This is a genomic window from Methylobacterium sp. Leaf89 (assembly GCF_001422215.1).
GTDB lineage: Bacteria > Pseudomonadota > Alphaproteobacteria > Rhizobiales > Beijerinckiaceae > Methylobacterium.
The window spans coordinates 174,171-186,397 of record NZ_LMML01000029.1; the positions used below are offsets into that span (position 1 = coordinate 174,171).

The 12,227-nt window shown below is 63.0% G+C and carries 8 protein-coding genes, 1 tRNA gene and 1 pseudogene; 4 read left to right on the forward strand and 6 right to left on the reverse strand.

The genetic code is table 11. The annotated features are described in order from the left end of the window. Positions 1–36: 36 nt before the first annotated feature. From ASF18_RS23145 to ASF18_RS16255, 4 genes are read right to left on the reverse strand one after another with little or no spacing between them, the layout of a single operon-like run. Positions 37–3,993 (reverse strand): glycosyltransferase, encoded by a 3,957-nt coding sequence (locus tag ASF18_RS23145; RefSeq protein ID WP_082487642.1) that lies wholly within the window; start codon positions 3,991–3,993, stop codon positions 37–39. After that, positions 3,990–4,646: an acetyltransferase gene (locus ASF18_RS16245; RefSeq protein WP_056353079.1), complete on the reverse strand. Its 657-nt coding sequence runs from the start codon at positions 4,644–4,646 to the stop codon at positions 3,990–3,992. Before ASF18_RS16245 ends, ASF18_RS23145 begins: the two co-directional genes overlap by 4 nt. Next, positions 4,643–5,746: a DegT/DnrJ/EryC1/StrS family aminotransferase gene (locus ASF18_RS16250; protein ID WP_056353081.1), complete on the reverse strand. Its 1,104-nt coding sequence runs from the start codon at positions 5,744–5,746 to the stop codon at positions 4,643–4,645. Before ASF18_RS16250 ends, ASF18_RS16245 begins: the two co-directional genes overlap by 4 nt. Next, positions 5,743–6,159, reverse strand: a complete 417-nt coding sequence (locus tag ASF18_RS16255) for an FdtA/QdtA family cupin domain-containing protein (protein WP_056353083.1) — start codon at positions 6,157–6,159, stop codon at positions 5,743–5,745. The genes ASF18_RS16250 and ASF18_RS16255 overlap by 4 nt, the downstream gene beginning before the upstream one ends. 186 nt (positions 6,160–6,345) lie before the next feature. Between ASF18_RS16255 and ASF18_RS16260 the strand changes: the two are divergent. Further along, a pseudogene (locus ASF18_RS16260) lies at positions 6,346–7,148 on the forward strand (DUF4113 domain-containing protein); the annotation flags it as partial. Positions 7,149–8,199: 1,051 nt separating this feature from the next. Here the strand turns inward: ASF18_RS16260 and ASF18_RS16265 are convergent. Beyond that, positions 8,200–8,275: transfer RNA gene (locus tag ASF18_RS16265), tRNA-Thr, on the reverse strand. Positions 8,276–8,500: 225 nt separating this feature from the next. On the opposite strand from ASF18_RS16265, the gene ASF18_RS16270 reads away from it, so the two are divergent. Genes ASF18_RS16270 through ASF18_RS16280 form a run of 3 tightly spaced genes read left to right on the forward strand, consistent with a single transcriptional unit; the run spans position 8,501 to position 10,099 of the window. After that, a complete protein-coding gene (locus tag ASF18_RS16270; protein WP_056218101.1) occupies positions 8,501–8,974 on the forward strand; it encodes a TerB family tellurite resistance protein in 474 nt (157 codons plus the stop codon). A gap of 13 nt (positions 8,975–8,987) precedes the next feature. Further along, complete coding sequence (locus tag ASF18_RS16275) at positions 8,988–9,386, forward strand: CidA/LrgA family protein (protein ID WP_056353085.1); 399 nt, start codon at positions 8,988–8,990, stop codon at positions 9,384–9,386. Then, complete coding sequence (locus ASF18_RS16280) at positions 9,383–10,099, forward strand: LrgB family protein (protein ID WP_056353088.1); 717 nt, start codon at positions 9,383–9,385, stop codon at positions 10,097–10,099. Before ASF18_RS16275 ends, ASF18_RS16280 begins: the two co-directional genes overlap by 4 nt. A gap of 3 nt (positions 10,100–10,102) precedes the next feature. Here ASF18_RS16280 and ASF18_RS16285 read toward each other — a convergent pair whose 3' ends face one another. Next, on the reverse strand, positions 10,103–12,214 hold the full coding sequence (locus tag ASF18_RS16285) for an ABC transporter ATP-binding protein/permease (protein WP_056353089.1): 2,112 nt from the start codon (positions 12,212–12,214) through the stop codon (positions 10,103–10,105). Positions 12,215–12,227: the final 13 nt, after the last annotated feature.

Below are 12,227 nucleotides of genomic sequence, written 5' to 3' on the forward strand. Positions count from 1 at the left end.
GTGTTTGGATAACGTAAGCGCCGACGTCTGGACGCATCAATTGCTTATTGGCGGTGCCTTATCAGACATAGCAAGCGTACGCAGAGCGCTCGTTGACAGATAAGGTAGGTCACGGTCTGTTATAATATTTGGATTTTGAAAGCCAATATCTGATAATATTGACCGATGTTCTCTTAAAACATGTTCTCGTTCACTTACGTGCCGCGCCTCGTCTTGAGGGGACTGATCAAATGCTCGTGTTGCACCTTCGTAGTGGTACAGCTCTGAATGGGGAGTCCAAATAATGCGGTAGCCGTTCTTAATTGCACGTATGCAGAAGTCTATGTCATTCCAGGCCACACGCAATTTTTCATTGAAGCCACTGAGCTCGCGAAAAACAGATCGACGCAATGCCATGCAGGCTCCCGTAACTGCAGATACGTTACGAACGATCCGAAGCTGGTCGAGGTAGCCAAAGTCTTCACGCAAGGCGCCCCGCCAAACATGCCGGGCGGCTCCATCTGGGCGCACTTCAATGCCAGCATGCTGTACTTTATCATCTGGAAAATAAAGCTTGGCGCCAGAAACCCCGACCTCCGGCCGGAGCGACTGACTTACGAGCTCGTCTAGCCAGTCTTTATTGATAATAACAGTGTCATTGTTGAGAAATATCAGAATTTCTCCATCGGTCTGATCTGCACCGACGTTATTGCTGCGCGCCCAGTTGAAAACACCCCCACATGATATTGAACGAAAGCGAGAGTCTGACGCTGCTTCTCTCAAAAAACTGTGCGAGGCTGGCTCGCAGCTCTCGTTGTCCACGACGAGCACTTCGAAGTTGGGGTATTGAGTTCGTGAGAGTATGCTCTCGACACAAGGCCTCAGGAGATCCACTCTATCACGGGTCGGCACGATGATCGAAGCCTTCGGCGTGTTTGGGTGCTGGTAGTGTAGGCGTAGGACGCCTGGAGAGGATCGTATCGCTTTGACGGTTGAGGCCTGACTGGATTCCCTCAAAAAGCGTCCGGCGATCGTTTCCAAAATGCTTGATGAGGGACTTTGGGCGTGCTTCGGCATCTCCTCCCGATGAACCATGACGATTGGCGCGTTTTGAATTCGAGCATCTCGCCTGTGGTGACTGATACGCAACAGAAGATCCCATTGAAGTAAGCGGCACGCATGCTTCTCTTCAGACGGGCCACGCCAACCCTCGCCCCCCCTGATCAGACTCGTTCGGAATAGGATGAGGGCAGAGGGGGGACGGCTTAGGCACGCATCGGGATCCCATCGACCGTTGAGAGCAGGGTCGCGCAATTGGCCACCGAGGGTTCGGACGTCTTCATCGCAGAGCAGGACATCAGCTTGCGAGAGTAGCGGGAGGAGCTCGGCAACCCTTTTAGTCGCGATTGAGTCTCCACGATTAATGATGCAAGTGAACGTTCCCTGACACCGACCCTGAGCTTGGCTAATTGCTTCTTCTGGAGATCTTGGCCACCAAGCGTTGACCATGGATACAGGCTTCCCCGCCGATTCATTGCAGATCTTACGACAACACAGCGAGCTGAAGATATCGATAGGGGCAAGAACTAGTTGGCCGTAGGCGGCAAAGTCCTGCGCCATTTTTACGAGAATATTCTGTTCGTTAAGGTCCAGCGGTCGATCTATCAGCATGATGACTGAGAGGGACGCACTTGCCACAGCGTCACTCAGTTCCGTCATGAGTGAACTAAGCCGCTCGCGCTCATTGTTCCACCACGCATAAAGGTGTGGAGCGTTTACAGGTACACCGTCCGGATAGACCGCTGAGAGAACTGAATGCCGGCTCGCAGTCTCTGGCGATTGGACGAGCGCGACTGCAAGGTCGGCTAGAGGTAGATCCCGCTCCTGTGCATTCGGCGGGCGGCGGACTGCCTGCCAACATAGAAGAGCCGTACCGTCGCTTTTCCCTTTGAGCGACTTAAACTCGTCCGAATGGATAAAATTCTGAGCCACAGATCGAAGGCTCCGCCCTTCGCTCAATTGGTTCCGAAAATTCCTGAGCCCGGAGTCGTCTGGATTGCGTCCAAGGACGACCCGGTAGAGGAAGGTGGGCTCCTCGAGAGATCGGCAATCGGTCCTACTTGCTGGGTAGGTGAACCCTATTCCGGTGCGAATGCTTAGGTCATGGATCTCGCGGTCGCGATCAGTGATCGCCCGTAGCCCGAAAGCGTCGATCTCGCCTGACCGGTTCCGAAGCCGATCAAAGTCTTCCTGTCGCTCAGCGCTTTGGTAGAGGATCTCAAGGGCGAAGTGTTGGTATTCGACGCGCGGGATGCGGGATGCAAGGTCTGCAACTCGAAGGGGTATCGGCATATCATAGTGAAATACTTCGCCGTCATCATGGGACGAGTTTGGACCAAACACCTCCTCGAAAGTCGATCGGTCGAAATTCGCGTAGTGACGTAGAAGTTTCGTTATCTCAAAGGCGGAGCGCAGATGCGTGTCAGTTCGCGGCGCGCTCATGTTGGCGTCGCCCGCACGGATGCGGAACGCCGTCAGTTCCTCGTCTAGTACGTGGAGGTCCTGCCCAGCGGCGAGCATCCGGATCCACATATCCAGATCCTGGTAGTTTGTCAGGCGAGGGTCGTAGGCGCCGACTGCCTCATAGGCGGAGCGCCGGATCATCGCGGTCGGTGCGCATAGACAGTTGCCGTGAAAGAAGAACTGCCGCAGCCAGGAGCGGCGCGAGAAATCGGACAAGCGCAAGGGTGCACGGAAATCGTTAAAGGGTACGGTCAGCGTGCCGGCCTCGTCGACAGTCCGCGGCATTCCGAACACCGCCGAGACGGCTGGATTGCCATCCAGGAACGCGACTTGGCGGGCAAGCCGGCCAGGCAATGCCCAGTCATCAGAGTTCAAGATTGCCAAGTAATGTCCGCGGGCACGGGTGATCGTTGCGTTCATAGCCCCCGAAATGCCGTGGTTATGGGGGAGAATCTCCAGGCGAATACGGGGATCCGCGAAGCCGGCCACGATCTCCGCGGTGGCGTCGGTCGAAGCGTCGTCCGTGACGACGATCTCGAAATCCTGAAACGACTGATCAAGGACGCTCTGGATGGTTTGCGCCACGTAGGGCGCGTGGTTGTAGCTCTTGATGAGCACCGACACGGCCGGCGCCGAGCGGGCTGCCTGTGCGGGCGGGCGGTACTGGGCCGGCGCGCGGACGATGTCTGAACGCTCTTCCCACCAGAGCGGCTGGACCGCCTCCGCGGCCGGGTCGAACCCCTTGGCCGAGAGGTCGCACGCCTCGCGCTCCATCTCGTCCCAAAATGTGCGCAGCCGCGTCTCGCCCCACAGATAGTGCTGACCGTAGCCCTTCGCGCGGTCGATCGCACCAAGGCGCTCCGCCTGCGCGGCCTCGCGCGCGGCGTTCCGCGCGAAGCCGAGATGCTTATAGTGCCAGAGCATCAGAACGTCGCGGGCCGGCAGGCGCAGATCACCCTGCGGCTCGGCGGCGTGGCGCCCTGGCCCGAACCCGCTCTCGAGCACAGCCTCGGGTCTGAACACGCTGAGCTTGTTAAAGGCGATCCGCGGGCGGCCGCGGGTGACTCGGTCGACGAGCAAGCCATGATCGGCGGGCATCTCCGAATGGTTCATGTCGAAACCGAGAGCGGGGATCAGGGTGACGCCGAGCGCCGCCTGCTCGGCGAGGTACTCCGCCATTGCCCGCCCACGGACGTGAAGGTGCTCATCGATCGCCGTGACGACCACCCAGTCGGCCACGCCCCGGCTCTGCTTCCAAGCTTCGTCCTGCATGGCCTTGTGGGAGAGCACGAAGGATCCTGCCTCTACCCGGGTGAAGGCGCGCAGTTCGACCTTCGGGTGCGCCGCCAGGATCTCGCTGGAGCCGTCCGTTGAGCCGTCGTCGTAAACGACATAGCGGTCGACGAAACTGTCGTAGTGGCGGAAGAAGAAGCCGAGCATGTCGGCCTCGTCCCAGCAAACCGTGTAGAGGTGGACGACGGGCTTCGTCATGTCACGGCCAGACCCTGATAGCCGCCGATGTCGCGGCGAACGATGCGCGCCGGATTGCCGAGGACGAGGCAGCGCTCCGGCACGTCCCGCGTGACCACCGCCCCGCCGCCCACAACGGCGTTCGCGCCGATCGTCCGCTCCGGCAAGATGGTGGCGCCGGCACCGACGACGCTGCCGCGGCCCATTGTGACGTGGCCCGCTAGGACGACGCCCGGCCCGATCGAGACGAACTCGGCGAGGTCCGCGTGGTGGCCGATGCTCGCCCCGCGGTTGACGAAGACGAAGGCGCCGAACCGGCTCGCCGCGCCGAGGCTGCAGCCGCCGTTGACGTAGCAGCCCGGCCCGAGGTCGATCCGGCGCGGAGCCGTAACGCTCGGATCGACCAGGATGAATGGCTGTTCGAATCCAGCCTGCAATGCCTCGCACGCCGCTTGCTGGCGGTGCGCGGGGGTGAACAGCGGTACGAGGTAGGGCAAGGCGCGGAGATCATCTCCCGCTTCTTGAAGAGCCACTTCGTGGGCGTCTTCCGAGAGATGGCTAACGACTGGCCGGTTCCGGATACCAGCGGCAAGTGCAAACCCGGCTCGGTGCAGGCTCTCCTCCACGTCAGCCACGACAGGAGAGCCAACGCCGTACAGGACAACACGCGTCATGCTTGGGCCTCGGGTGCGAAGGTACGGAGCGCGTCTGCGACCGCCTCCGGCGCTTCGGCGGCGATCTCAGGCTGGATCGGCAGGCTGAGAAGGGTCGCGGCGAGCGCGTCAGTGACAGGCAGGGCGCCAGCGGTAGCTTCCTGAAAGGCCGGATGTCGGTGTAGGCCGGGGGCGTAGTGCACGGCGGTGCCGATGCCGGCTTCAGCGAGATGCCGCATCAGCCGGTCGCGCTCGGGATGGGTGATGGCGAACTGGTGATAGATGCTGCCGGTCGCGTCTGGCGGAAGGGCAAGGCCAGGTAGGCTCAGGCTCTCCCGGTAGCGCACCGCGATGGCGCGACGCTCGGCGTTCCCGGCATTGAGATGCGGCAGCAGGGCCAGCAGGATCGCGGCCTGGATTTCGTCGAGGCGCGAGTTGAAGCCGAGACCCTCGCATACGCGCTCGGGACTTGAGAAGCCGTACTGGCGTAGAGCCCTTAGACGCTCGGCGAGGGCCGCGTCGCGGGTCAGGATCGCGCCGCCGTCGCCGACGCAACCGAGGTTCTTTGTTGGGTAGAAGGAGTAGGCGGCCGCGTGCCCGAAGCTGCCGAGTGGCCGCCCATCGAGATGGGCGCCGTGGCTCTGCGCGCAATCCTCGACCACGGCGAGACCACGGCGCTCGGCAATCGCCATCAAGGCCGGCATATCAGCTGCGTGGCCGAATAGGTGCACGGGCAGGATCGCGGCCGTGCGCGGGCCGATCGCAGCGGAGACCGCCGTCGGATCGATGCAGCGCGTCACGGGGTCGACGTCGACGAGGCGGGGCAGCGCGCCGCACTGGAGGATTGCCTGGGCCGTCCCGGCGAAGGTGAGTGCCGGCGCGATGACCTCGTCGCCGGGGCCGATCCCCAGGGCGCGCAGGGCGAGCGCCAGCGCCTCCGTGCCTGAGGCGACGCCAATCCCGTGCGGCAGCCCGGCGCTGGTGGCGAAGGCCGCCTCGAAATCTGCCACCGACTGCCCGAGGATGTAGGTGCCGCCGCCGAGCACAGAGGCGATCGCGCGGTCGATCTCCTCCCGGAAGCGGGCGATGCGCCGCGGAGGCGCCGCCTGCGGAATCGTCATGCGTGGCAATCCGCCAGGTACAGATCCGGCTGCGCGCTGTCGTAGTGCCGGGTATCCTCGTAGAGCTCAGAGGCGCAGACGAGCAGAATCGTGTCGGTCTCGAATTCGCGTAGGTGAATCAGGATGCCGGCGCGAATCCAGAGCCCCTGGTCGTACCGTTCCAGGCGAATGCCCGCGCATTCATCCCCATTGTCGACTTCAACGAGGACAGATCCCTTCAGAACGACGAGGAACTCGTCGCAAGAATTGGCATGGCCGCCGCGCGCGGTCCCAGGCTTCTGCACCGACATAAAAAATACGCGCTTAGGGACAAACGGTAGGCTGTTAAATTGCTCAAGCGCTACCAACGTCCCGCGGGGATCGATATTCACCGGATTGCGAAGCAGATGCACACCTTCGATGCGTTTCAACATATGATGCTGATCTGAAATTAACTTTCTGCTTTCTCCTACATAAATATAAACGAAAACACAAATACCAGATCATCCCGACTATGAAGGGATCATTAGGCAATGGGTGAAGACTGGTAGTGGTGCGTTCGCTGGATATCGAATTTCGTCGAGCGCACGGCGGCTCCCTGGCCGCTTGGCGGACTCAGCGTCTGCGACCTCACCGATCCGGTAGCCTACGATCACTGGCTCTGCCGGATCTCGGTGGCCGAGGTCTGGGGCATAGGCCGGGCCTCGCTCGCCAAGCTCATCGGTCTCGGTGTCGATACGGTCGCCGACCTGCGCGACCTCGACCCACGGCCGGTGCGCAAGGCGATGACGGTGGTAGGCGAGCGCATCATCTACGAGCTGCGGGGCCTCGCCTGCCTGCCTCTCGAGCTCCTTCCGGCCCAGCGCAAGGGCTGCGCGGTTACTCGCTCGTTCTCCCGCCGCATCACCGAGCGCGAGACCCTGGAGCAGGCGGTGGCCACGCATGCGACGCGCCTTGGCGAGAAGCGCGGCGCGGCGGGCTCGGCACCACCCACGTCTCGGTTTTCTACCACACGAGCGAGCACGACCGGGGCAACCCGATGCGCTCGGTCTCCACGACCGTGACGTTGCCGGAGGCCACAAACGACACGCTGGCCCTCATCAAGGCGGCGCAGGCTGGGGTATCACGTACCTGGCGCGAGGCCCCGGGCGACCGGCCTTGGCGCTACAGCAAGGCTGGTGTCATCACCACCGACCTGAAGCTGCTGGAGGACGCGCCGCGAGCGCTGATCGGCCAGTTCGACCGCGAGCGCAGCGCACCGCTGATGGCCGCCATGGACGCCTGCAACGCACGCTTCGGCCGGGGCGCCGTCGTGCCGGCCCGGGCCGGCCTGACGGAGAAGCGGACATGGTCGACGAAGTTTGAGATGCGCTCGCCGCGCTACACGACGCAGGTGACTGAGCTGCCTACGGCGCATGCTTGAGCAGGGGCGATCTTACTGCTTCGCGATCCCACCGATGGGGAGCCAACTCTGTTCACGGTGCCCCACCCGGTGGACCGAGCGTGTGAATATACGTGACTAGATCAGCGTTTTCATTGACTCGCTGCCGAGCCGCTGATTCCCTCGCTTTGCATGCCCTTAGAGTTGAGTCGGCTGCACAGCCTGCGATGTGGTCCATACCTCACCTCAGTGCATGTGGGCGATATTCCAGAAATCGTTGCTGACGATCTCGCGACCGAATTTCGGGCGGTTAATCTTTCGCGTGAATCGTACGATAAGATCCGTCACAGGCACCCAGATCTGGATGATTACGATTTTTTGCAGCTGCCATTCATCCTGCGACACGGTTTATGGGTCGCGGAACGCAATGAGCCACGCTGTAGAGTTGTGTTATCTCCGGTGCCGGGTGGCGGTCAGCGGTATAAAGCGGTCGTTAAACGCGCTTCATCTGGTCCGGAACTGTGGCTAACTGCTTTTCATCGAACTAATCCCCGCGCTACAAGATCGATCATGAGGCGCGGTGCAGTAATAAAATTCTATACAGAATAAGAAAGGGGCGCCCCGAGAGGCGCCCCTGAACTCCTGCTGCGGTAGGGCCTGCCAAGAACCCTACAAAGCGCTCCAGCCCTTAGGCCGTGCTACGGCCGGCAGATTCTCACCGTGTCGCACAGCAGGAGTAAACTTCACCACGATTCGGTTAGGCGTGCGTTTCCGAACGTAGTTAAGCAATTCTGCATAAATCGGTTCCGATTGGCAAATTTAGGATGGGCTTCTGCGTTCCGACGGGTCGACATTGGCTTGCCAAGAGCGACGGCACCGCGGGCGGGGCCGATCCTGCAGGCCGAACGGATTGCGGAAGGCAGATGCCAGGGCATGGGCAACGGAAACATCAGGCACAGCCTGCGTTCGAACATCGCACCTGATCGTGATTCGGTGCAGAAAATGTGCTGCCCGCGTGCTGCCCACTGCAAATGACAGGCACAAACAGGATCCCGTCGGCTGGGCTAAGTGTTTGCTAAAACAAGAAGAACGGTGGTGCCGCAAGAGGGATTCGAACCCCCGACCCCCTCATTACGAATGAGGTGCTCTACCAGCTGAGCTATTGCGGCGCGGTTCCTGATCGGACGCTGATGTCCAACGGGACCGTTCGGGGGAGGGTCATATCGGTCGTGGCGTGGAATGGCAAGCTTTGACCGGCATTGTGGGCGGTGGAATGCGCGGCGAAAAGCGGTGCAGCACGGCCACGGTGCCGGGGCATCGTGACGGCGACACCGCCGGTTGCTTGACGGCCCGGTGGTCGACCTCGAAGGATTCGCGGCGTTCCGAGGATCTCCATGTCCCTGATTGCCCGACTCCGCGCCTATGCCGCCGAATCCTTCGGTCTCGGAAGCCATGCCACGGCGGCTGAGGAGGCCGATGAGCGCTTGGCAGCGATCGCGCTCCTCGTGCATGTGGCGCGGGCCGACGGTATCCTCGCCCCCGAAGAGACCGAGCGCCTCGGCCGTCTGGTCGAGGGCCGGTTCACAGAGACCAGGGCGGAGGCTGAGGCGCTAATCGCGCGGGCCGCCGCGTTCGACGCCCAGACCCGCGACATGGCACAACTCGTCGAGATGATTGGGCACGAGGTCGGGCCGGATCGGCGGGCCCGCCTCCTTGCCATGGCTTGGTCTGTGGCCGGAGCGGACGGCAGCGTTCACGAGTTTGAGGAGGCCCTGGTCTGGCGTCTCGGCGGCCTTCTCGGCCTCGATGAGGCTGCCATCGGTGAGGCCCGGCGCAGTGCCGCGGAAGGGCAGGTCTCGCTCAGTTGAGCGCGCTGCCACGATGATTCTCAGCCTCACTCTGATCCTCCTGGTACAGCTCATCGGCGAGGCGCTGGCGCGGTCGAGCCACCTGCCTGTGCCCGGACCCCTGATCGGCATGGCGTTGCTGCTGCTATTCCTGGTTATGCGGGATCGAGCCACCCACCTGGCCCCCCGAATGTTGGCGCCCCCCCTGGTGGACGGCCGCCTGGAAAGTACCGGCAAAGGGCTTCTCGCCAATCTGTCGCTGATGTTCGTGCCGGCCGGAGCCGGTATCGTCGGCCGCCTCGACGTTCTGGCGGTGCACGGCATCGCGTTGGCGGTGGTGGTCGTGGTCTCGACAGTCACCACTCTGGCCGCCACGGCCTTGACGTTCGTCGCAGTCTCGCGCTGGCTCGCCAAGCCGAAGGCGCGGCCGTGACCGGCGACTTCGCCGTTTGGGTCTATCTCTCGCGGACGCCGCTTCTATGGCTGACCGTGACGCTGCTCGCTTACGTGATGGCCGACCGGATTGCTCTGGCGACCCGCCGCCATCCGCTCGCGAACCCAGTCCTCATCGCCATCGCGCTCACCGCTGCCGTCTTGGAGCTCACGAAGACGCCCTACGCCACCTATTTCGAGGGCGCCCAGTTCGTGCATTTTCTGCTGGGGCCGGCCACCGTGGCACTGGCGATCCCCCTCTATGAGTATCGTGCCACGGTGCTGCGCTCTCTCGCGCCGATGCTGGCAGCCCTCGTTGTTGGTTCGGTGGTCGCGCTGAGCTCGGCCCTGCTGTTGGGCCAAGCTTTCGGTATTCCCCGTGACGTCATCGTCTCACTGGCGCCGAAATCCGTGACAACCGGCGTCGCGATGGGCATCGCTCAGACACTGGGCGGAGACCCGACGCTCGCCGCCGTCATCGTCATGCTCACCGGAATGACCGGCGGCATCCTCGTCACACCGCTGATGAACGTCCTGCGCATCCGGGACATGCGGGCCCGCGGCTTCGCGGCCGGTCTCGCCGCCCACGGCGTAGGCACCGCACGCGCCTTCCAAGTGAACGAGGTGGCGGGCGCCTTCGCGGGCATCGCCCTTGGGTTCAACGCGTTCCTCACCGCGATCCTGGCACCCATCGCGGTGACGTTCCTGCGCTGAACCTTACTCGGCGGCGACGGGCGACGGCACGTCGCGGGGCACGAACCGGCCATCATTGGCAGGCTGCATGTCGAGGCGGCGTTCGTGCAGGGCGTGCAGGGTCGACCGATGGCCGATTGAGACGATGGTGGTGCCGGGCAGGCGCTCCCGCAGCATCCGGTAGATCGCAGCCTCGCTCGGCTCGTCCAGGGCGGCGGTGGATTCGTCGAGAAACAGCCAGTCGGGCTTGGCAAGGACAGCGCGGGCCACCGCTAGCCGCTGCTGCTCGCCGCCGGAGAGGCGCTGATCCCAGGCATCGACCTCATCAAGACGGTCGACGAGCGCCGGCAACTGGGCAGCCACCAGGGCGTCGCGGATCGCCTCGTCCGGGAACATGTCCGTGGTGTTCGGGTAGACGACGGCGCCGCGCAGGGTCCCCAGGGGGATGTAGGGTCGTTGCGGCAGGACCAGGGCCGACTGTCCCTTGGGCAGGTCGATCCGGCCCTTGGCGAAGGGCCAGATGCCCGCGATGGCACGGAACAGGGTCGACTTGCCGGAACCTGAGGGACCCGTGAGAAGCGTGGCGCCGCCCTTGGTGATGGTCAAAGCGTCCGCGGCCACGATCTCCCGTCCGTCCGGCAGGCCGAGGCTGAGCTTCGAAGCGGTGACGTCGCCCTTGGTGTCGTTGCCCTGGAACAGGCCTTCGCCGGTCCCTCCGATCGCCTCCGCCTTGGTCATCGCCTGCCGGAACGAGGAGAGGCGGTTGGTGTTGGCGCGATAGGCCGCGATGGTGACGTAGGAATTGATGAAGAACGACAGCGAGGACTGCACGCTGCTGAAGGCATCGCCGGTCTGTTGGAACTGCCCTAGGGTGATCTTCTTCAGGAAGTAGGATGGCGCGGCGAGGATGTAGGGAAACACCACGCTGATCTGGCTGTAGGTCAGCGTGAAGCTGCCGAGCTTGATCCGCCGGACAATGATGTCGAGGTAGTTGTCGACGATCGCGTGGAACAGGCTACCCAGGCGCACCGTTTCGGCACGCTCGCCGCGCAGGAGGGCGATCTGCTCGCCGTAGATGCGGGTCCGGGCCAGGGAAAAGCGGAAATCCGCCTCCACCTTCTCCTGGCGGAAGTCGAGGCCGATGAGGGGGCGTCCGATGACGTGCGTCAGCCAGGTTCCGACCACCGCGTAACCGACCACCAGCCAGACGAGGAAGCCCGGCACCACCGTATCGGTGAAGGGCAGCACGAAGTCGCGCGACAGGCCCCACAGGATGACCATGAAGGACACCAGGGTCGCCGCCTGAGACAGGAGCCGGATGGACAGCGTGGTGGTCTGGGAGATGAAGAGATTGATGTCGCTCTGGATGCGCTGATCCGGGTTGTCCGCACTCTCCCCGGTGAAGGGGACCCGGTAATGCGTCCCGGCATCCAGCCAGCGACCGTAGAAGCTGCGGGTCAGCCAGGTGCGCCAGCGGATGTGAAGCGTAGCATCCACGAAGGTGTCGAACATGCCGACCACGACCCAGATGGTGGCGAGCGGCGTGAACACCCAGACCAACTGGTACCAGAAGGCGTCGGCATTGTATTCCTGGAGGGCGTTGAACAGGTCGCGGAACCAGAAGTTCAGCCGCAGCTGCAGGGCGACCTGTGCGAAGGTGATGAAGATCGACAGGGCGACGAGGCGCTGGCCAACCTTCCCCTCCGTGCTGCCGAACAGGCGGAAGGGTCCGATCTCCCGTGTCGGCTTGTCGGTGGTGGCGAAATAGGGATCCGCGATCAGCGTGATCGCCCGGATCGGCTCGAGGTACGAGATCGCCAAGACGATGCCGGCGAACACCACGGCCCCGGTTGCGGCGAAGCTCGGCGGCAGGAGGGCGGCGAGCGTCGGGGGCAGGAAACCCATGACCGCCAGTTGCTTGGCTCCGGCCAGGAACAGGTAGCCGACGCCGTAGACCGAGACGAAGACCTTTAGGTATGACGAGAGGCGCCCCGATGCGAGCAGGATGCCTGCCATGGCAAGGCCGCTGAGACTGACGTAGAGCGGTGCGGATACGCCGGGTGAAACCAGGAGCGCGAGGGCGAAGAGCGCCGTGACGGCGGCTTGCAGGCCGAGGCCTGTCCTCAATACGGCCACGCGCGTCTCCCCT